Origin of the sequence: Xenorhabdus sp. IM139775 (assembly GCF_028598745.1) — a bacterium.
GTDB lineage: Bacteria > Pseudomonadota > Gammaproteobacteria > Enterobacterales > Enterobacteriaceae > Xenorhabdus.
Genome location: NZ_JAQRFK010000020.1, coordinates 1 through 21897, shown reverse-complemented (window position 1 = coordinate 21897; position 21897 = coordinate 1). Strand labels below are relative to the sequence as shown.

Below are 21897 nucleotides of genomic sequence, written 5' to 3'. Positions count from 1 at the left end.
CCCCCTCTACCTTAATACCGAAATTAAGTCCAAAATAACCAGCAATTCATCTTCATCTTTTTTCATATTTCAAATAATTCAATGGTGCAAAATGTCATTAGTTTCACAAGCACGTAGCTTGGGTAAATATTTTCTTTTATTTGATAATCTATTAGTTGTTTTAGGATTTTTCGTTGTTTTTCCTTTAATTTCAATTCGTTTCGTCGAACAACTGGGTTGGGCAGCGGTTATTGTCGGTTTCGCACTTGGCCTGCGTCAACTGGTACAACAAGGACTGGGCATTTTCGGCGGTGCTATTGCGGATAAGTTCGGTGCCAAGCCAATGATTGTCACGGGCATGTTGCTGCGTGCATTGGGCTTTGCCCTGATGGCGATGGCATTTGAGCCTTGGATATTGCTCCTTTCCTGTATTCTGTCTGGATTGGGTGGAACCTTATTCGATCCCCCCAGGGCGGCATTGGTGATTAAATTAACCCGCCCACATGAACGTAATCGTTTTTATTCACTTTTATTGATGCAGGACAGCGCCGGCGCTGTCATTGGGGCACTGGTAGGAAGCTGGTTGTTACAATATAATTTCAATCTTGTCTGCTGGATTGGCGCAACCATTTTTGTATTGGCCGCCCTGTTTAACGCTTTATTTCTTCCTGCCTACCGTATCTCAACCATTCGGACACCTATCAAGGAAGGTTTGGCGCGCGTGATTAAAGATCGCCGATTCTTTTACTATGTACTGACATTAGCCGGTTATTTTGTGCTATCAGTACAAGTTATGCTGATGTTTCCGATCATTATCCATGAAATTTCCGGTACAGCCACCGCCGTTAAATGGATGTATGCCATCGAAGCCGTGATTTCCCTGACGCTGCTCTATCCGATTGCACGCTGGAGTGAAAAATACTTTCGCCAAGAGCAACGCTTGATGGCGGGTCTGTTTTTAATGAGTCTCTGCATGTTCCCAATCGGTTGGGTCAATCAATTGCATCTCATCTTTGGCCTGATTTGCCTGTTCTATCTGGGCATGGTCACGGCAGAGCCTGCGCGTGAAACGTTGAGTGCGTCACTGGCCGATCCGCGGGCACGGGGAAGTTACATGGGGTTCAGCCGCCTGGGGTTGGCATTGGGAGGCGCATTGGGCTATACCGGCGGTGGCTGGCTCTACGATACCGGCCATGCCTTGAATATGCCGCAATTACCGTGGCTTCTGCTGGGATTAATCGGTCTAATCACCATTTATGCCCTGCATCACCAATTCAACCAGAAGAAAATTGAACCTATCGTTATCAGTAAAATAAAATAGTGCGCCAATAACAATACCCTATAAACCTCAAGTTACGGCTCATAAGGCAAAAGCAACTGATTATCACCCTACGGCACGGGGTGATAATCAAGGCATCTTGAAGTACGACGGGTATAAGCAATCAATAAATCAAGACATATGCGGATGAAGTCTCTTTAATCAATATCCAATTCTTCACGTAACGCCTGCAATGCTTCTCGGGTCATTATCGCCAGCGTCCGATAAAAACCACTCGTTGCATGAGCTTCAACTTTACCGAGAAATTGCCCGCACCACGGCAATAAATATTCATCAAACAACTTAATTTGTGCCTGAACTTCATCTTCCGCCGCCTGATCTTCCAACCATGAGGCAGCCAACACTAAAGAGCCAAATTGATCAACAGGCGCGTCAGACACAGGCATACCCCGCTCGACTAAAAACTGACGTATCTCACTTTCATCCTTATCAGTATAATCAGAGCGGCAAACTGCAACACCCGCAGATTCGCCGGTAAATAAAGCCTGATAATCCGCTTCAATCGCTGATAATACACTCTCTTGCTGCAACCTATCCAACAACGCATCCTGCTCCAACGGCCACACTGGTTTCAGTTTTCCCTCCGCAATCATGGTGATCACGGGTTGCAGAACAGGATCTTGTGGTGCCCGGTTAAACAGTGTTCCCAATATACGGCAAACAATAGAAAATTCGTTCATGGTTTCATCCCTCCCAATAACTTACCTGAATAGTCAATAATGTTATTGTCCCTAATTATTTGCCTTGCTGTAAAGCAACTTGTTAATAGCCAAGGGTCGTATCAACGAGGCCGCTGGGTGATTGACCTTTTTCGATTCGCCGGATATTTTCACAAATGCTATCCATTGCTTCATCAGGCATCGTTTTTGCCGCAATATGCGGAGTGATATTAATGCGCGGATGAGTCCAGAAGGGATGAAGATTTGATAAGGGTTCTTCAACAAAGACATCAAGCGTAGCGCCGGCAACGTAACCTTTATCAATGGCGATCAACAAATCTTGTTCCGCAAGTTGGGCACCACGGGCAATATTGATCACATATGAACCCGGTTTTAACTGCTTAAATAATGAAAGATTTAAAATACCCCGCGTTTCCGGGGTATCCGGCAGGATATTAATCAACACCTTACATTCAGAAAGAAAATCACCTAACTGCGCTTTCCCGTAAAAACTTTCAACATGATCAATCTGTTTTGGCGTTCGGCTCCAGCAACGAACATGAAAATCAAACGCCTGCAATTTTTCAATCACGCTACGCCCCAAAACCCCTGCACCCAAAACCCCAATCACAAATTCCTTCCGATGATGGGGAGGCATGGGATGCCAAAGACGCTGTTCTTGATATTGTTTATATTCATCCATGCGGCGGAAATAGTATAAAATGGAGGAAACCACATATTCCTGCATTTGCCGTGCCATCCCGGCATCTTCAAGACGTATTAGTGGGATCGCCTGCGGCAGTGTACCCGGATTTTCCAATTCTTGTTTAAGGATGGCATCCACACCCGCGCCGAGCGAAAATATCCCCTTGATATCCTGACGATCCGCCAGCATTTCATAGGGAGGCAACCAGACTAAAGCATAATCAGCAGGCGCATTATCACCACTCACCCATTGCCGGACATTAGCTTCGGGTAATCTGGTTTGTATTCCTTGGATCCATTTATCAGAATTAAAATGAGAGGAAGGGTGAAAGAAAATGATGTTCATAAAATGTCATTCCTTTTTGTTTTCTAATAGAGTTAACTTATTGCTGAACGGTTGCAAGCCTCTGATAGAAAGACAGGAATGAAAATATTGATAATGTTATCTGGTTAACAAATTTTCTGTGATTTATTGCAACAAAGATTCACTGCAATAAAAACAATCTTTTACTCTCAAAACTGCCTACCGAGCACACAAATTGTTTTTTATTTGTCTAATTGGTCAAAAAGCCTGAAAAAATCATCACAAGCCTGTTGACGCCTGCCCTGCTTTTCCCTATAGTAGCGCCCCGTTGCAGCGATGAAGCCAAAAGAAATAACTGCAATAACAAAATATGGTGAGGTGTCCGAGAGGCTGAAGGAGCACGCCTGGAAAGTGTGTATACGTGAAAACGTATCGAGGGTTCGAATCCCTCCCTCACCGCCATATTCTATGAAAGAGCCTGAACGAAACACTCAGGCTTTTTTAGTACCAAGACAAGTAAGAAAAAAACACGGTGAGGTGTCCGAGAGGCTGAAGGAGCACGCCTGGAAAGTGTGTATACGTGAAAACGTATCGAGGGTTCGAATCCCTCCCTCACCGCCATTTTTTATGAGAAAGCCTGAACTAACGTTCGGGATTTTTTGTGTTTATACAAACCTTAATACAAATTAAGGATTATCACTAGAATCTGTATCATTTCCCATCTTAGCATTATTCAAAAGTTCCGTAATATACCAATGATTCTTACTTTGATCCTGCCTAATAAAATATTGATGACCATCAATCGAAAATGGAACTTGATATTGATAACCAGTATCCCACGAATTTATCTGTTCATCTGCGGCTTCAGGAAGGCCTCCACTATATATATAACTAATAAACCAAAGGTTATTGTAAAGACTTTGGCCTGTAAAATAATATTTTTTTCCAATAGAATATGTAAACTGAGGACAATAAAAATGAGACCAAGTATTGGATGAGACCAATTCTCCCATTCTACCATCTCCATTTAATTTATAAGTATAAGCAGAACGGTCAATACTTGTATGGACATATAAGTATGTTTGCTCCTCCATCGAAAAGAAAAATGTCGCTTCGTAGAAGCTATCCAAAGTAAATTCATCTGTTATATCCCCCATTTTTCCATTAGGTAAAATTTTCCGGATAATACAAGGATATCTTTCATTTTTATCTTTATCTTTATCTTTACTATGAAGATAAATAAATTGACTACTACCAATTGCATACGCAAACCCTACATCATAGGCGCTATCCCAATAACCACTGTCTACAACTGTTTTTTCTCCTTTCTCATCGAGCTTCACAATAATCCAATAAGACTTAGGCGTATTTTTTGATGTGTTAATAAAATCCTTGGCTAATCCGAAAATATATTGCTCTTCCCCAAGAATAAAAGGAAATATTAAATCATAGAAATTTACCCATTTCTGCCCTGTGGATACTTGTTCTCCCATCTTTCCGCCTGATACCAGTTTATGCACAGTCACCAGATGATCACATTTACGTTGCCGGAAAAGATATTGTTGGTTATTAATAGAATAGGTAAAAATTGTTCTGATATATTTCCCATCGGCAGGAGGAGAAGTTTCACAATCCAGATTACGCTGAAAATGAATGGGTTCGATTGCGTGAGCTGTTTTGCTGGCATCCAAGAAACCCGTTAACGTTACCGTTTCCCCCTCTTTATTGGTATCATAAAGTTTAAAACTTGCATTTCCTGATATATCAGTAGTAACAGAAATCGCTTGAACTTGACTCCCTTTCTCAAAAGACGCCGAGCCTGTAACACTTAAATCCAACTGACGTTTAGCGAGATTTACCCCTGAACCGGTTCCTGTAAGGATCGCCTTAACCTTATTACTCTGCACACCATCAGCCATTGCATAGTCAGTAATTACATTAAAATTAAGTGTATAATGTGCTGTCGCTGTGAAATGATAGGACTGCACAGCAATTTGTCTACCGTTTTCCTGAAGAAAGACAGTCAACTGACCATCACCACCTACATCCGGCCCCACAATAGAAACAGAGGCTTCCCCTATTCCATCTGTCTGACAAGATAGTTTTTTTTGGTCTGTCTCTTGGCCATTAATGACAAAGCTACCTAATGAGCATTCAACAATTAACTCTAACTCACCCAATACAATAAATTCGTCATAAGCTAAAAACTGAATATTAGTAGCTGACCTTCCTTGAAAAAGTTCATAAGATTGAAAAAATTTCACTGAAATAGTCATATTATTCTGCTCAAAGTGTAAGAGGATCGACAAAAACAATAGTATTACGAATCTGTCCCATAGAAATACCATTAACATTAATAGTGAAATTAGTTCGAACAGCTTTATTGGATGTCAATTCATAAGTTAATATTTTACTATTATCAGGATTAAGTATTTCTAACGTATTACTACCGCCGTTAATTTTAATATCAGAACTATCGAAACTCACTTTAATGCCAGTGATTTTTTTTGATAAGAATCTGATAAGAAGAAAACATTGACAAATTCCATCTGCAACTCCATAAGAACTATAGGTATAAGAGAGTTCTTCTCCTGAAGATACCATCCAATTTGAAAAATCCAGAGGAACTTTATAGGCAATAATGGGATCTTCATAGTTAAGGCTTAACACGCTATTTCTGGTAATGTCATCACTATAGATACGAAGATAACCCACACCGCTTGCATCTAAGTTATCTACCACAGCATCACTAGCACCATTATCAAAGTGAGCATTTGTTAATTGAGCTTTGATTGGGTTACTACTTGAACCGGTATATATTACTGCTGTTAAAAAAGGTTTTACATCGGGATAATCTCTGGGACTAGGGCCAATGTTTTTGGTTGTTTGTACTTTAATATTGACAGTATCTATATCATTAAAAATGGAAACCTGAGTATAACTTGATATTATTTGTTTATTAGCAACAGAAAAGCTTGCAACAACAGACTCTGCTTCTAAAAAGTTAACTGTATTTGTTTTTATTGTATAATCTGCATAACCATTATTTATATCACTGGGAGTCAACAGAATATCATCAGATGTCAGAGACATTAATTCCGAACTATCTTTCCCCAAAATTTTAGCTGTAATCACTAAAGTATCATAAGGCGCTAACGCTTTAAATTTAACACGAACTCTAATTCCACCTTCATGTTCAATTTCTTGTAAAGATAATCTTGAACGTTTCTCATCAAGAAAGATGACCTCATTGTCTGAACTACCCATGCTAGAATCTCCTATAATTGTAATATTTGACACTGGTGAATAAAATTGATTCTTATTTAAATCTGTTACTGTATATTTAGCTTCACACGTTCCAAATATGCTCATATCTTTCACATAAAACAATAAAAAGTAAAAATCCTGTTCTAATTTATCTGCTGTTATATAGTAAGGAATACTTTTCACTTTAGCATTTTCATTACCTTTTACATAGATCTCCCCTTCTATTTTATCCAGCAACTCCACCTCGTTATATTTACCTACTTGCATTATTATATATTTAACATCCATTGCCATAATATCGGGCATGTTAACCACACTACCTAAACCACCTTGGGGTAATTTAGGTGCTGATAGAGGGTTTTTATTTTTTCCGCTCATAAATTACCTTTTAGAGAAATGATTTCAAAAAATATTTTTTCATTTAGTGAATTAATAATTAATGTTAAAAACATTAATTCACTTCTTTACTCCTCATACTGCGAGGAGTAAAGAGTCCTTATAATTTTGATGTTTTATTTATTTTTCCATTTTAAGGTGTAACAATAAACCCAGACCAAATACCACCATAGGTCACATTCCTATCATTATCATCACCAATTTGGTAATCAAAGAAAATCTCCCCACCATGATAAGGAAAGGCCCAATTATTATCCAATAAATTATAAGGTATATTAAACGTCAATGTTGCTGTTTTGCCACCCGGTTCATCTGGTTGGTATGGAATACGATGTTTAAAAGGTTGTGTTATCGTTCTGTTTTTTGAATTAATATATAAATTTAAAATAATTTCTGAACCCAGTTTTGCTTTAGTCGCATCACTGTTATCATTAGTTCCTGTTATTCTGACAAACAAACCTGCATCATCCGGGTTATGGCTATGATTAGCTATCTTTTGGTTATTGATATGATCATCTTGTTCCAGAAGCACATCGAAGCTGGTATAAACCTGACAAGGTTCATATACTCTGTTAACATCTTGCCATGGTTTATTTGGCCTTCCTCTATAAGTGATATCCATAGGGCTGGATTTAGCTAATATATCTCCATTTGATTGAATGACAATATAAGATAATTTTGATAATTCATTTTTCTGAAAAATAAAATAGGGTAACTCCATTAAACACGGCCTATTTTTATCTTTATCAAGAATCCTTGTGTAGTACTTATATTCTTTATTAACCAAAAACAACAAAAAATAACCAATTTCATAATCTTTGCACGGTGATATATCCACCCAGAATTTACTTTCTCCTTCTGATGTTAAATTACCGTCAATAGCTGTGATTACCTCCAAAGGTTGCTGATAATCTTTAATATTATCAACAACGATAAAAATAGAGTTTTGAGCAAAAACAAAATCGGTTGAATTAGGTATTGCAGAAGATAGTTCAATGACCAATGGTAATGATTCCCTAGGAGCAATATAAAACTCTACTTTTCCTTTTTCATCTGAATTTACAAAAAAACCATCATAGTCACCAAATTTCTGAACATTAACTTCTGTTTCTTTATCATTAGCATAAACAATTACTTCCTCTAACTCTCCAATAGCATTTGACTTTATAAATACAGGCACTCCTGATAATACCCTACCACTTTCATCCCTTATAATTGCATGAACTTTAGTTGATATAGTCCCTATTTGAGAATTATTAAATGATATTGGCATTGGCAAAAAAACATCATCGACAACTAACTCTAATGATCTGAAATCAATTGTTTTTGCGGTGCTTTGCAATGTTTGCGACTGAATGCCACTTAACGATGTTTTTACGCTAAAATAAATCTCTTCATTTTCAGATATAGAGTTAAGCACGGTAAGAGTAACTGTTGCCATAGCCTTCTTTTTATCTTGATCTAAAGTTAAGAAAATAGCATCAGAAGGCACGGTAATATTTTTACTATTATAAAAAATGATAGAGGAGTTATTATCTATACCATTATCAGACAACAAGGTCACTGTGAATAAAAAACTTTGCCCTATTATCAAATCACCATTATTAGGTAAGGAAAACTTTATTGCACCAGACATATCGATATTTCCTCATTTATATTATAAAAATATGATATAAGAGCGCTGTTATAGTCAGCGCTCATCTATTTTTTATCAATTAATTATTATCTGAATATGAATTTGGCACAGTCCCAATAAACCCACTCCAAACAGCACTGTATTGTACAGTTTCATCTTGAAAAAATTGATAGTCGAAACTAATATTACCACTCCATTCCACACCAACTATGTCATCATAGGGAATATGGAAGAAAATAGAATCTGGATTGCCTCCTTGACCACCAATGTCTTGTAAGCTAATTGGGGTAGTATAAGAAATAATAAAACTTTTGTTATCTGCATTCACATACATATTTAAGGTAACTTCCGTTATATTTAACGGCACTGATTTTAATTCCCCTTTAATATTTGTATTAGAGCGGACAATTTCAACAAACAATCCATCATGTTTATAACCAGGATATTTCATTATACTACTATGACTAACATCATTATCAGGAGGTATAATATTATCAGGGCCAACACCAAGACTGGTGTGAGTTATGCAAAGTTTATAATCTCTCTCAACTTTTTTTTCTGGCTCATAAGGAATACCACCTAAATACGTTACTTTTATTGGCACAGAATATGACACATCCCCAGTTGAACTAATCGCAGCATAAGAAAAATCAGATGGCTTACCTTGTTTAAAGATAGAATAAGGAAGTTTTATTTTGTATTTATCGAATTGTTCTTCTGGATTCAAAATAGTTACAGACTGACCGGTATAATTATTTTCAACAAAAAAAATAACCACATCCCCTATTGATGCCCCTGGATAACTGTTTATAATTGTTAGAAAATCTGGCTCTCCTCCATTTGCAATTAAACCATTAGGTGTATTACCAAGAATACTTGGTATACCTATAGAATTCATATAGCCAGGGTTACTATAGTTAACCGCATAAATTATATTCTTAGCTACAGCCATAGCTCCATTTATATTACCTGGAATAATAGTCAATAAAGTAAGTACGTTCACTAATGATAGTCTAGGATAGAGATAAAATTTCACCAAGCCATCTTTATTCGAAGCAATAACTAACCCTTTACTAGGACCAACTTTCTCAGGAACAATCTGTTTTTTATTATCAGCATCTTTAAAATCAAACTGTTCTATTTTATCTTTCTGTTGTGAAGTAATAAATACAGGAGTACCAATCAAGGGTTTATGCGTACTTTTATTTCTCAAAGTCGTGTATATTGCTGTAGGTTTTGATTGACTGCCATCTAACGGTACTTGTAGATAAGGCTTCTCAACAAAAAGCGCCAATGAATTTATATCAATTTCATTCGCTGTACCAGCAAATTTTATAGGCTGAAAACCACTTTTGTCAGAAACTACAGTAGCATCAGTATCGACTTCGAATGTAATGGAAGCACCATCTTTTACAGGGTTACCATTCACCTCCTTAAGCACGGTAAATCTCAATTGTGCGTAAGCTGTGAGTGCCTGAGATCCGAGTACAAGTGGAACAGAAATCTGGTCGAGTTGTATATTATTACTGGCATTTTTTATAATTATACTTTTTGCTGGTATAATAGGTTTATCCGAACTTAATGTTACAACAAAACTAACATATTGGCCGATCACTAAATCGGCATTATGGAGAATTGAAATATCCATTTTATTGTTTTTATCTGGCATTTTATCACCTCGTTTTAATTTACATTAGTTATAGCTTACTGCTGGTTTAGTTAACTCAGATTTACTATATTAATTTATTTTTCACATCAGGAACATTAAACTAATACAATAGTAACTCAGCATTATTATGATTAAAATAAATTTGAGTTCCTGTCGCGTAGAGTAAGCATATTAAAATCCAAAAACCAATGAAAAAAAGTTATCAACTGATAACTTTTTTTCATCACTCAGTGTTACATATTTTTATATGAGGCGTTTCATTTTTATCTATTTATTTTTTATCGCTGTGTAACATAAAATAACGCCTTCATTATAATTATCGAATTTATTATTCTTAGCATCATAAATTCGGTATTCACCATTTTCATTCATATCAGTGTTTTTTACTATAAAAGTGACTTTATCTTTTTCCATGCTAGGGTCATTAACAAACACCCCCCAATCAAATAAATTACCAAATTCGTTATGCAGAGAATAAATATCTGCCGAAGAGGCTTCCTTATCTGAAAACAGATCATTGTAAAAACCAGCAATTTCAGCAGAATTATTATCACAACTAATTTCATCAATTACAGTTTTGTATTCGCCAGAACTAAAATTAATCGCTTTGATAGCAGACATTTTATATTCATATAATTGAATTTCACCACTTTCCTTATTTATGGTTGAGGTTATTGTGGCAGAACCTGGCGTTATAAATTGTATAGGGCCGCGATTATCCGCGCCAAAATCTAACATTCCGTCTCCATAGATTGGTGAGTCAACATCAATTATCCCATAAGTGATTTCATCCTCGGCAAAAGAAACAGAAGGTTTTTTAGGATCTCTCAATTCCCCCCGTAATGTACTAAAAAAAGTATGTGGGTGGTCTTTACCGTTCGTATTATCAAAGAACTTATTTACTTGTTTTTCATGACCCTGCCTATAAACATACAACACCGCAGGTTGAGGAACAGGACTAAATTCCACGAATTTATCTGCATCAAGCTCAGCTGTCGTATGATCTGGTTTCGGTATCGTCAAAGTAACCTTAACTTTTTCAACACCTACATGACTCTTCAATGTTGCGTATAAAAACCCGTCCTTATCTGTTTTAAACGGATCATCATTTGTTGGTGAATAAGCTTCAGGCAGAGGCAATTTTTTGGCTTCAATCCTTCCTGTATAATTGTGTACCCATTTCACACCTTCGAATTTATGATTGACAACAGGATCTGTCGTGCCTTTTTTCACAATTAACGCTTTGTAATGATATTCCGATATTCCATCACCCGATAATGGCTTATTTTCATTAAAATCTGTCACTTCAACACTGACAATGTCGAACTCCACTGGAGGTTCAACGAATTTCATCAACCCCGAACATACCGCTGAGGCCGGATTTTTGCCATCAATATAAATACAGGCTTTTACCTGCTGTACCTTATTACTTTCTATATCCGCTTTCAGTGTACCATCACCAGAATTTACAGATTGTGGGATATCCGTTGGTGGCGATAAATTTGTATCAGGTGCCTCCGTACCATCTTCAAGTTGAGGTTTAGTCCATTTGAATGTAATTTCTTGTCCTTTATATACTGTTTTATCTTTTTCGCGCCAGACCGTCGCTGTTAATTGGTATTTTCCCTGGCTGCCAACAGTAATATCGTGATCTTTTGGTGATCTCTCAATAGTTATTTCCGTCCAGACAAAACTAATTTTCTCTTTCGATTCACCTTCACCGGATTGACCATCAACGGAAGCCGTAACGACGAGATCCTGCGTATCAACATGGCTAGTCAATGTTGCTGTTACTTCCCCGTTATTATCTGTTTTCCCGGAAGATGGCATGAGTTCTAAATTGGAATTATTTTTAACTTTCCAATTAACTATTTTACCCGTGACTTCTTCATCAACAGCATCTGTTATTTTTGCTGTACAGGTATAACTTTCCGTCACTAATACAGGGCGCTCACCACTGGCCTTACATGCCACATAAATATTTTCAGGTTTAATAGAAACTGGCTCTGCTGTCACAGCGGCTTGATGTTCAATAGCAAGTGAAACTTTCACGCCATTTAATGGAACAGAACTATCCAGCGTTGCGAGCAACTCACCAACATCATTCGTCCTGGTTTCCTGTGTCCTTAGCTTAACATCTTGCCCTTTATCATCTGTTGCTTTCCATATAACAGCATCAATTGGCTGATTTATCACCTTGTCTTTATTACGATCAACAATAACGGCTTTGAACGTATAGAATTTCCCATCACCTACGGTCAGGGGACCTTTGAAATCAACTGCCAAAACTCCATCAATATGGTAACTTGATGTATCCGCGATAAAAGCCACAGGTTTTGCTAAAAACGGGGCTTTTTGATTTTCAACGGCAAGAGAAATTACAATATTATCAACAACAGCCGTACTAACCAGTTTCGCCGTTAATGTTCCGCCAGGCCCCGTAGTATCAACCCCATTGCTGAAAGTGAATTTGAGTCCTTCGGTATTATTATTTTTAGCCCAGTTTATATTGGAAATTTTCTGTCCCTCTGGCACAGCACTTCCATTACGGTCTACGATATAGGCCGTATAGGTATATGTGTTATCATCATTTGCGATGAGCGGGCTTTTATTATCAATGATAATATTGTCGACACGGTAACTTTTAATATCAGGAACAAAAGAAACCGGCTCTGCTGAAGCTGACGCCTTGTTTTCAATAGAAAGAGTCACGACTACATCTTTTAATGGAATTTTACTGCTTAATGTTGCCGTTAATTTTCCTTCATGCGTCTTAACGGTGCCCGTTTGGCCATCTACAGGAATATTTTTAACTTCTTTGCCTTCTGAATTTTTGCCTACCGCACTCCACTTTACATTATCAACCTCATCGACCGCTAAACCGTCATTAGCGATGATATTTGCTGTATAAGTATACTTTTGAATACCATCTGCAACCTGCGCAATTTTGGGATCAGGGGTGACATTCAGTTTACCGTCCTTGATTTTGTATTGCGATTTATCCTGACTAAATTTCACTGACCCTATTTTTTGCCGTGGAGCACCATCTAGCTGTATATAAACATCTACCTTATCATACGGTTTTGTACTGACTAACTCGTTAGGTTTTAATTTCCCTTTTTCATCTGTTAATTCACCCTTTTCATTTGTTTTCGCAGGTTCATTATTCCACATAAACTTTAAGCCAGAGTGCTCACTTAAAGCCGGCTCAGTTGACCAGTTAACCTTATCAATTCTGGCATTTTTGACAAATGTTCCGGATGGAGAACCATCATAGGTAATAACAGGGGCATCAAAAGTATATCCGTTTTCTTTTTTACCGTTTGCTGTTGGTAATTCAGGCGGAACAATGTTCACTTGCCCATCAATCAAAAAAGGCAGAACTTTTAGATGTACTTCAATAGGCTTGACTTGTTTTCTTTTTATGGATTCTGGCAATATATTAAGTATGTAATCATTTTGATGTGTTTCTTGATAGCTGGGCAGGGTAATGGTGATGCTGTTACCTGATTCAGAAGAAAGTTTACCATTATTATGGTGAAATTCTTTATCTGTAATAACCCATTTAATCTGTTTAATATCAGAATCAGGCGGCACCGGTGAATTAACCTTTATCTCTTGATGGCCATAGCCTACAATAGGCTCCAACTCGATCAACGCTGCTTTTTCTTTTTTCTGGTGTTCCAAAACAATATTATTATTTCTTTCTACTAAATCGTAACGGCTACCCGCCAATGTCCGCATTAAGGAGACATTATCTGATGATAATTGGGCATTAAGAGGGACACCAAATTTATAATTTAAATTTGCCAAAAATTGAGTTTCAGTATGACCACTTTCTCCTTGCTTATAATCCATCCCCATTTTAAATAATGGAAATGGAGTATAAGTCAAGCCTAATGTAGCTAGACTGGGGTTTTTCTGCTTGGTGTCAGAATCGAACAACATTACATTATTACCAAGATATTGCTCATACGTCAGTTTTGCACCCAGATTAGGGTACGCAGGCAGGAAAAATTCTCCCGTTATATCATAGCCGTTAGCAGCACGTTCATGATAATCATCAAAATTCTGTGATTCTTGCCAACTACTTAAGTGATAATAGGCATTAGTAGAAAATTTAATATAATCTCCCCATATTTCCCCTCCTAGCCCTAGACGTTGATTTTTTCCTGTAATATCATGATCATAAAAAGTATTTAGGCCATACATCCAATTTTGATAAAAATAACGGCCACCTAAACCTACGTTAACTATATTCCGACTATCTTTATTACGGTAACCCAATTGAGAAAAAAAGAGCCAGTCTGTTTTACTATCATAAAATGGCAGTAATAGATCGAGTGAGTTGTTTTTCAACGTCCCTTTCTTATCCAATCCAAAGTAAATTCTGGCAGAACCAAACTGAGATAACCATTTTTGCATCTCAGAAGAGACAGTTCCGTTAACTTTACTCAAAGCATAGGATTTTGCTTGTTCAGCTAACTCTGAAGGAGAAGAAGACAGAACATGGCTTACTGTTTGGATATTATTTACAAGAACATAGGGTGTATCAGACTTTGAGTTATCATTGTTTTTTTTTAAATGAGCATATGATTTTTCAGTTATTATATTACCCTCAGCTAAAGCGTTAATCATAGTAGAAGGTATTAGCAATGTATAAAAGAGAACAAAAAAAACAATGCTTCTCTTAGTATAGGATGACATAGATGAACACTTCAAAATTTTCACTATCGACTGAGACATCTTTTAGTTTCTCATTTATTGAATGATGTTAATTCCCACTCCTAATATTAGTTAAGATATAAAAAATGGCATAATGCAAAATTTTTATCCCATGATCATATACTGAATTGCCATGGTTAATATTTTCAGAAAAATACTTAATACCCTGTTTTTAAACATTTTTAATCAGCGAGGCCGATGGCAACAATCCGAAGGGATCATTTAAACAGCACTTAAAATTTCCTATACCACCAACACAATTTTCCCAATATGCTCGCTGCTTTCCATCAGTGCATGAGCCTCTGAGGCTTGATTTAGCGGGAAGGTTTTAAAAATCGGTGGCTTAATTTTCCCCTGCGCCAATAAAGGCCAGACTTTTTCACGTAATTCCCTGGCAATATTGGCTTTATCTTCAACACGACGAGAGCGCAATGTCGAACCTGTGATGGTCAGCCGTTGCTTCAGTAGCAGCATCAAGTCAAGCTCTTTTGCGTTGCCGTTTTGTACCCCAATTTGAATAATCCTGCCCTCGGTGGCTGCTGCATGAAAGTTCTTTGCCACATAATCACCCGCGATGAGATCAACAATCACATCAAACCAATATCTCCCCAGCCCCAAGCTCAGGAACCGGCATTTTTATCGGCGTCAAAACATCAGGCTCTCCCGGTCGGCTAATCTCAATCGCGGCCATCTCCCCAAGAAATGAATAGACTGACATTTCTTTCTCCTTATCAGAATATATGGGTAAGAATGGTAGATTAACAACAAAGGCCGGAAGATAGCCAATTCATTCGGTTGTAGAACAGGCACTCATAAGCGATGCCTATCGATCATGCCTTTTTGTTATTTCTATAATAGGGAATAAATAAATTAAGCGTTCCGCCCCAAAACACGCCAGCCGATAAGCCACAAATAAAACCAAATATCACATTAAAATTGAAAGAATATAACAACTCAGAGTGAATACTTATCATGGCAGAAAAAACAAACTTCACGATAAAAACGATAACAATCAGAATCAAAGTCAAAGGGGTTCCCGAACGGATGATAAGGCCATTTTCATTATTTTTCCTTAATCTTGGTTGGTTACGCCATAAGTTCCAACCAATCATCCCTCCTACAACGATACCTGCAATCAGTGCCAAAAATGCTGAATCTGAGAATGTCGTTTCATTTAATACGTTGTAAACCGCCCATATAAAAAACAATACCGGCATAAAAAACAGCCGATCAATTCGCATCTCCCTGTCATATAACGCTTTGCTACCCCGTTGAATCAGAAATATGAATAAAATCCAAACCCAGATGGGCGTACCTTTGATAATGGCTAAAATTGACATATCATTCCCCTTCTTAACATTGAGCGTTAAGCTCTTAATAATTCTAATAAAATAGACCATCATTCATGTTCATCTATCATTAAGCGATAAAAAACTATTGATGCTTAATTAAGATATAAATAAGTCATTCTGTTCATATCAGTTGCCAATGACTGATCTGGTTAAAAGTAACAAACATAAATAATACCAAAGGTAAACCAACTCCATTTCACCCCTGCCTTTTTTTCTTGACGGTTTCTTAAAAAATATGAAAAATGTCGTTAATGGCAACTTTATCTTTCCGTTAATTTCTCTCTTCTAACGATATCTAAGGGATAAGCAATGACATTTTTAGGCATAGTCAATAGCAAAGAATATAAGACATGGAAGTATCCGACCCCTTTTCTCGCTTGTTTTCATTTTTATGAAATTCATGAATCAAAACCTATCAACGCACCTGCAAGTGAGATTATTCAAGCGGTAAAAAATTTTGAAACACCTGATGATTTATTTATTAAAACCTTATTGATCATTAGAAACAGCCCAGATTATTTACTCAAAAAAACAAAAAGAAAGGACAAAAACCATGAATTTGGTTTAAAAACCTTTACTGTACTTAATGAAAACAGCCATGAAATATCAATGGGATTGACGGGTAAATTCTGGCAAATGGATTTAGGTATTATCGAACAACCTAATCTGGAATCATTTATTCAATTTGATGACAATAAATCAGCCAAATTAGTATTACGCTTTTTCGTTAAGGAACATCTTGATGGTTATCGTTCACTCGTAACAGAAACATTCGTTTTTTGTCCTAATAATCACATTAAGAAAATATTTACTCTTTACTGGTTTATCATCAGGCCAGCCAGTGGATTTATCCGAAAAAGAATGCTATCAGCAATGATTAATAAATTAAAAAAATAAACATACCTGAGACAAAATTAATTTTCTTGCCAAAGAAATATTATTTTCGCTCTCAGGCATAATAAATTCAAATGAATAAGGTTAATCTTTCCTTAATCCAAAGGACATACTCGAATCATATGACCATCAGGATCTTTTACCAGAAAAGTGCGGCCAAAAACGTCAGTATAGGGTTCCTGCTGAATTTTAATGTTTGGCTCCTGTTGCCATTGCTCAAAAAGCTGATCGACCTCTTCGCCGGAGGGTAGCATAATGCCAATTTCTGAAAACCGCGGCACGGTGTTATCTGGCTTCGTATCTCCGCCCCAAATAGCAAAAATCGCTTCCTTGCCCGCAGAAAATGCCACATAACGTGGGCTGGAAAAAACCGGTTCGGCATTAAAAATAGTGGTATAAAAGGCGCTGGAACGTTCGATATCAGAGACATAAATCAGTTGAAGATAGGGTTTAACAACAGAAACGGAATTTTCTGTCTCGTTCTTTTCAACCACAACCTTAAGCCTTGAAAGTGTTTCGACCAGATCCTGCGTCACTTGCTTAAAAAAACTGACAGCCTGAGCAGGAGGAATATTGCCTTCAGGTTCAAAAGAAACACTCACCTGAATACCCTTTGCCATATTATTTTCGTCAGTCAAAATTTGGTGACAAAACGTTAATACTCCCATCTGTGGCAGATTAACCTGATCAGTGAATTCTTTATTGACTTCAATCTTTGCAAGATAGAAACGAATTTCCGGCATCCCCCTTAATACCATCCTGCCATATTGCCCCGTTTTCACTTCGCCTTCGAATTCAAAACATTCAAGATCAATCTCCCATTTTTTCCGCAAATCAAAATCGACATAGTGGGCCCAAATCTGAGATGGTTTTGCATTGATCGATGTAGAAAAAGTCAGGGTTAACATAAAAGACTCCAATAGCCAGATAGTTGATTAAACACATTAAGTGTCCTCAAAATAGCAAAACTAAGTGACAGTTTTTGTCAGTAGCTAACGCGGTATTTTTTCCGTTTCCCGCCATTCTTTAAGTAACGACTGCCTTGAACGGGGATAACACTGTTGTTCTATCTTCAAATAACGCATTCTGTCCGATCTGAAATGGCGAAATGTTTTTCTTAATTCACACCAGCCAATAACGATACTGATATTGTCAAAATATCCCAACGCAAATGGCCATATTGTTCTGGCTGATTGATTGTTTTTCAGATCTAAATAAGTGAAGGTGATTTTATGCCGGTGACTGATCGCTTGCCGTATTCGCGGAATATCAACAGAAGGCTCAATTTTCGTCGCTGCTGGCCCAATTAATAATGAATTTGTCTCAAGATATTGTCTGAGTTCTGTGGGGATCACCGCCGCAATTTTACTGACCGCACTATTTGCCGAGGCTTTTAACTGTAGGTCGGCGCGTCTGGCTACCCAGCTCGCCCCTAACGCCAAGGCTTCTATCTCATTTTGTGTCAGCATCAATGGCGGTAAAACAAATCCCGGTCGTAAAACATAACCTATTCCCGCTTCCCCTTCGATCCTTGCACCTTGAGCCTGTAAGGTCGCAATATCACGGTAAAGTGTTCTTAAACTAATATTTAACTCCTGCGCCAATACTTTTCCCTGCACGGGAAAATGATAGCTGCGCAATATTTCCATCAGGGTTAATAAACGCAGTGCCCTAGACAATTTATCCTATCCTTAATATTAACCAACCAAATCTACCGAATAATGACATTCTTACCAAAAAAGTATCGGAGTAATGACTGTCTCTGGCGCCTCTTTTGAGGCGCAACAATCAACTGATTAATTTGGTAATGGAAGATTATGTTGAAGTTTTAAAAAGTCGTTTTCATTAAATTCAATGTTCACTTTTTCTTCTCTGTCATTTAATATTTTTTCCGCGATAAGATTGGTTAATGGTCTGATAATATTAAAATGATCACCATTTTCAATGCGGTAAATATACAAAGGGATATCTTTGTTTGAAGCTATCTCTTTAACTTCATCGAATTCCTCCCAGTAAGCATACTCTCCTTCAAAATAGAAGGTGGGAGATTTTATGGATTTTAAAAAAGTTCGGGGAGAACGGAGCTCGAATTCTCTGGGATCATTCTGATCAAAAGGAACTGCAACAGGAATAGGCGCATAATTAAGGCGCAAACGTAGATCAGGAATACCTCCCAATGAAAAAATTGCTCTAAATCCTTTGGTATATTCGCTGGCTAATAGCGCTCGAGTACCACCAGTACTGTGCCCAGCCAAATAAATTCGATTTGAGTCAACATAAGGTAATTTGGCAAGATACTGTCTTGCTGATTCAATATCACGTAATTCGCCATAAAACATGTCATAACGCCCAGGATTAGCATTTTCCCCCCTGAAACTAGGGATCATCAATACCAATCCGTCACGTCTAAATGCTGAAGCTGATTGATCATTATTAGCAGGACGCTCAGACCAGAAAAAATCATCATTACCAATACCTCCATATCCCCCTGTTAACCAGATTATTGCCGGATATTTTTTAGTGTTATCTGCTGGTGAGGTACTAAGAAATGCAGCCATGTTCCCATCCTCAGCAGGGTAATATACTAATGAGAAAACCTCTTTTGGCGGTGTAGCGGGTTGTCCATCACCAGTAAAACTATCATCAACAATATGAGTTTTGAATTCATTATGTTCTTCAGCATAATCAGCTTCACGTAATTTAAAACTGTAGTTGTCTTCATCACATGCCGAAAGTAAAAAGCTAAAAATAAGAGGGATGAATTTTAGCCAGCGGTATTGTTTCTTCATAAATAGATGCCTAATAGTTTCTTGTTAAATTTTATATCTTCTTCTCGCTATTTTTACCATTTTGTCTTAGGCTTTAAAAGCCAAATATAAAAATGTAATCCAATAATTATCTAACTGCTTTAATAGCTTCAACACAATTTCCCATCGTTAAAAAAGTGCATTAAACAAGTGACAAAAAACATTTTCTATTTCGAAGCATTATGTGAAAACTATTTCCGTTATGGGTGGTTATTAACCGTTCCATCTGGAAAATCGCTGAATGTTAAGTAATATTAGTTAACTTTTTGACATGTAACACTTTTTTGAGCTAACAAAAGCGATATGCTGACAGCACTTTTTCAGCCCATCATCTGATATCTTATTTTTGGTTCTCAATTAAATGAATACTCGTAAAATTAAGGGGATACGTCCATTTAGTGCGCTTATTGACGCGTGTTGGAAAGAAACCTACTCTTTCCCGCGTCTTATCAAGGACATGATTGCCGGGATCACCGTGGGGGTCATTGCTATCCCATTAGCGATGGCTCTGGCAATCGGCAGCGGTGTTGCACCACAATATGGCCTGTATACTGCGGCCATTGCAGGAATTGTTATCGCCCTGACCGGAGGATCTCGCTATAGCGTTTCTGGGCCAACGGCGGCTTTTGTGGTGATACTCTATCCTGTTTCACAGCAATTTGGTCTAAGTGGTTTACTGATTGCCACACTGATGTCAGGCATTATTTTGCTCGTTATGGGATTGGCGCGATTTGGTCGGCTAATTGAATACATTCCATTGTCTGTCACGCTTGGCTTTACTTCCGGTATTGCGATTACTATTGCGACCATGCAGGTGCAAAATTTCTTCGGCCTGAAACTGGAACATGTACCGGAAAATTATATTAATAAAGTGATTGCGCTCTCCCAAGCGCTTCCTTCATGGCAGTTCAGCGATACCCTTATCGGTTTAACCACCCTGCTGGTATTGATTTTCTGGCCCAAATTAGGGTTAAAGTTACCGGGTCACTTGCCGGCTTTGATTGCAGGTACGGTTATCATGGGCATCATGCATTTGCTGGGTCATGATGTGGCAACGATTGGTTCATCATTCAACTATACGCTGGAAGATGGTACACAAGGCCAAGGTATTCCTCCCATTCTTCCTCAATTCATCCTGCCGTGGGATTTACCTGATAGCCACTCCCTCGACATTAGCTGGAATACCGTATCCGCATTACTGCCCGCCGCGTTTTCGATGGCAATGTTGGGGGCCATTGAATCCCTGTTATGCGCCGTTATTCTGGATGGCATGACCGGAAAAAAACATCATTCCAACAGTGAACTGATAGGTCAGGGAATGGGTAATATTGTCGCTCCCTTCTTTGGCGGGATCACCGCAACGGCGGCGATTGCCCGTTCAGCCGCCAATGTGCGGGCGGGTGCAACTTCGCCGATCGCCGCTGTCGTTCATTCTCTGCTGGTATTGCTGACGTTGCTGGTTCTTGCCCCCATGCTTTCTTATTTGCCGCTTGCCGCGATGTCAGCCATTTTGCTGATTGTGGCGTGGAATATGAGCGAAGCCCATAAGGTTGTGGATCTTATCCGCCGTGCCCCCAAAGACGATATCATCGTCATGTTGCTGTGCCTGTCATTAACTGTCCTGTTTGATATGGTGGTAGCAATTACGATTGGTATTGTGTTGGCCTCACTGCTGTTTATGCGCAAAATTGCCAATATGACCCGTATCAGTATTTCTCCTGCAACAAATAATGATGAAGGTTTGCTGGTTGTACGCATTAATGGGCCTCTGTTTTTCGCTGCCGCAGAGCGTATTTTTGCTGAACTGAAAGAACAAGGTACTGGTTATCAAACCATTATTATGCAGTGGGATGCGGTTCCTGTTCTGGATGCAGGTGGGTTACATGCTTTTCAAGGGTTTGTGCGGGAGATGGGAAAAGAGAAACATATCGTCGTGTGCGATATCTCTTTTCAGCCGTTGAAAACACTGGCACGCGCCAAAATCGAGCCGATTAGAGGGCAATTAAGTTTTTATGCCACTTTACCCAAGGCGCTACAGGAAATAGATGTATAGAAGTAAATCTTGTCCCGCGCGTCGCGCGGGACAAGATTGTAACCTCTTAACTATTACCAAAAAATACCTAGTGGTGCATTCTTCAATTAATGGCTTTATTCTGTATTTCCGC

General features: G+C 38.1%; 15 protein-coding genes, 2 tRNA genes and 1 pseudogene. 5 read left to right on the top strand and 13 right to left on the bottom strand.

The window, feature by feature from the left end; genetic code table 11:
• The first annotated feature begins 91 nt into the window (after nucleotides 1-91).
• Nucleotides 92-1300 carry a multidrug efflux MFS transporter MdtH gene (gene mdtH / locus PSI17_RS06625; RefSeq protein ID WP_273551217.1) on the top strand — a complete coding sequence of 403 codons (1209 nt, stop codon included), beginning with the start codon at nucleotides 92-94 and terminating at the stop codon, nucleotides 1298-1300.
• A 155-nt stretch (nucleotides 1301-1455) separates the two neighbouring features.
• On the opposite strand, the gene PSI17_RS06620 is transcribed toward mdtH, so the two are convergent.
• On the bottom strand, nucleotides 1456-1998 hold the full coding sequence (locus PSI17_RS06620) for a TorD/DmsD family molecular chaperone (protein WP_273551216.1): 543 nt from the start codon (nucleotides 1996-1998) through the stop codon (nucleotides 1456-1458).
• 82 nt (nucleotides 1999-2080) lie between these two features.
• Entirely contained in the window at nucleotides 2081-3028 is a 948-nt protein-coding gene (gene ghrA / locus PSI17_RS06615) for a glyoxylate/hydroxypyruvate reductase GhrA (protein WP_273551215.1), read from the bottom strand.
• 330 nt (nucleotides 3029-3358) lie between these two features.
• Here ghrA and PSI17_RS06610 point away from each other — a divergent pair.
• A tRNA-Ser gene (locus tag PSI17_RS06610) sits at nucleotides 3359-3448 on the top strand.
• Nucleotides 3449-3517: 69 nt separating this feature from the next.
• Nucleotides 3518-3607 (top strand) — tRNA-Ser (locus PSI17_RS06605).
• 65 nt (nucleotides 3608-3672) lie between these two features.
• Here PSI17_RS06605 and PSI17_RS06600 read toward each other — a convergent pair.
• From PSI17_RS06600 to PSI17_RS06565, 8 genes and pseudogenes are all read right to left on the bottom strand, one after another.
• Nucleotides 3673-5262, bottom strand: coding sequence for an Ig-like domain-containing protein (locus tag PSI17_RS06600; RefSeq protein WP_273551214.1), 1590 nt, complete (start codon nucleotides 5260-5262; stop codon nucleotides 3673-3675).
• 10 nt (nucleotides 5263-5272) lie between these two features.
• Nucleotides 5273-6631 carry a hypothetical protein gene (locus PSI17_RS06595; RefSeq protein ID WP_273551213.1) on the bottom strand — a complete coding sequence of 453 codons (1359 nt, stop codon included), beginning with the start codon at nucleotides 6629-6631 and terminating at the stop codon, nucleotides 5273-5275.
• A 151-nt stretch (nucleotides 6632-6782) separates the two neighbouring features.
• Nucleotides 6783-8285, bottom strand: coding sequence for a hypothetical protein (locus tag PSI17_RS06590; RefSeq protein ID WP_273551212.1), 1503 nt, complete (start codon nucleotides 8283-8285; stop codon nucleotides 6783-6785).
• A 79-nt stretch (nucleotides 8286-8364) separates the two neighbouring features.
• Complete coding sequence (locus PSI17_RS06585; protein ID WP_273551211.1) at nucleotides 8365-9954, bottom strand: hypothetical protein; 1590 nt, start codon at nucleotides 9952-9954, stop codon at nucleotides 8365-8367.
• 267 nt (nucleotides 9955-10221) lie between these two features.
• On the bottom strand, nucleotides 10222-14661 hold the full coding sequence (locus PSI17_RS06580) for an inverse autotransporter beta domain-containing protein (protein ID WP_273551210.1): 4440 nt from the start codon (nucleotides 14659-14661) through the stop codon (nucleotides 10222-10224).
• Between the two features lie 261 nt (nucleotides 14662-14922).
• Nucleotides 14923-15273, bottom strand: a pseudogene (locus PSI17_RS06575) (zinc-binding dehydrogenase); the annotation flags it as partial.
• On the bottom strand, nucleotides 15272-15397 hold the full coding sequence (locus tag PSI17_RS06570) for a hypothetical protein (protein ID WP_273551209.1): 126 nt from the start codon (nucleotides 15395-15397) through the stop codon (nucleotides 15272-15274). The pseudogene PSI17_RS06575 and the gene PSI17_RS06570, both read right to left, overlap by 2 nt.
• A gap of 112 nt (nucleotides 15398-15509) precedes the next feature.
• Nucleotides 15510-16019: a DUF6622 family protein gene (locus PSI17_RS06565; RefSeq protein WP_273551208.1), complete on the bottom strand. Its 510-nt coding sequence runs from the start codon at nucleotides 16017-16019 to the stop codon at nucleotides 15510-15512.
• 321 nt (nucleotides 16020-16340) lie between these two features.
• On the opposite strand from PSI17_RS06565, the gene PSI17_RS06560 reads away from it, so the two are divergent.
• Nucleotides 16341-16928, top strand: a complete 588-nt coding sequence (locus tag PSI17_RS06560; RefSeq protein ID WP_273551207.1) for a hypothetical protein — start codon at nucleotides 16341-16343, stop codon at nucleotides 16926-16928.
• 92 nt (nucleotides 16929-17020) lie between these two features.
• Here the strand turns inward: PSI17_RS06560 and PSI17_RS06555 are convergent, their stop codons facing one another.
• From PSI17_RS06555 to PSI17_RS06545, 3 genes are all read right to left on the bottom strand, one after another.
• Complete coding sequence (locus PSI17_RS06555) at nucleotides 17021-17833, bottom strand: VOC family protein (protein ID WP_273551206.1); 813 nt, start codon at nucleotides 17831-17833, stop codon at nucleotides 17021-17023.
• Between the two features lie 84 nt (nucleotides 17834-17917).
• Nucleotides 17918-18604, bottom strand: a complete 687-nt coding sequence (locus tag PSI17_RS06550) for a helix-turn-helix transcriptional regulator (RefSeq protein ID WP_273551205.1) — start codon at nucleotides 18602-18604, stop codon at nucleotides 17918-17920.
• Between the two features lie 117 nt (nucleotides 18605-18721).
• Nucleotides 18722-19714, bottom strand: coding sequence for an alpha/beta hydrolase family protein (locus PSI17_RS06545; RefSeq protein ID WP_273551204.1), 993 nt, complete (start codon nucleotides 19712-19714; stop codon nucleotides 18722-18724).
• Nucleotides 19715-20093: 379 nt separating this feature from the next.
• On the opposite strand from PSI17_RS06545, the gene dauA reads away from it, so the two are divergent.
• Complete coding sequence (dauA, locus tag PSI17_RS06540; protein WP_273551203.1) at nucleotides 20094-21785, top strand: C4-dicarboxylic acid transporter DauA; 1692 nt, start codon at nucleotides 20094-20096, stop codon at nucleotides 21783-21785.
• Nucleotides 21786-21897: the final 112 nt, after the last annotated feature.